The sequence below is a fragment of the Oleiphilus sp. HI0079 genome (genome assembly GCF_001635105.1).
In genome coordinates this window covers 1-624 of sequence record NZ_LWFT01001258.1, presented here as the reverse complement: position 1 = coordinate 624, position 624 = coordinate 1, and the positions used below count along the sequence as shown (strand labels likewise).

1 protein-coding gene is annotated in these 624 nt (G+C 47.4%); it reads right to left on the bottom strand.

Annotation, left to right across the window (positions count from 1 at the left end; translation table 11 throughout):
• Positions 1-109 precede the first annotated feature (109 nt).
• A partial coding sequence (locus tag A3750_RS22130; protein WP_197475237.1) for a SufD family Fe-S cluster assembly protein occupies positions 110-624 on the bottom strand: 515 nt, incomplete at its 5' end.

Sequence of the window (624 nt, the reverse complement as noted above, 5' to 3'; positions counted from 1 at the left end):
ATACTCTGTTCCAGGATCGGGAAGTCTCGTCGCGCAGCGTTGGCTAGACTTGAGTTTTCGCTTACGCCAAAAGCTGATGAGCTTGATGCACGCATTAAATCACCCTTCGCTATTTCTCTTGGAAGCTAAGAAGTTGAGAAAGGCTCTCTTCCCAGCGTTTTGCTAGATCTTCAATAGGGACGGCACGAACAAGTTCAAGTACGAAGCCAAGCGTTAGCATTTGCCGCGCTTGATCATCGCTCAAACCACGTGTCTTCAAATAGTACACTTCTTTCTCGTTTAGCTGGCCGATCGTTGCGCCGTGCGCACACTTTACATCGTCTGCGTAAATCTCTAACTCTGGCTTTGTGTCAATTGCGGCACTGTTTGAGAGAAGAAGGTTGCGATTGTTCATTTCGCCAAGAGTTTTCTGGGCATCCTTGTGGATATGAATTCTGCCGTTGAAAACAATGTGAGACTTATCATCAGCAATGCAGCGATAGTTTTCTTCGCTGGTGCAGTTGGAGGCGATATGTTCGATGTTCGTATGATTATCAAAATGCTGTTTTTCTTTGGTGACAACCACGCCGTTTAACTCGCAGTGCGCGCCCGGCTCGGTCATCAGTACATGCAGATCATGTCGCC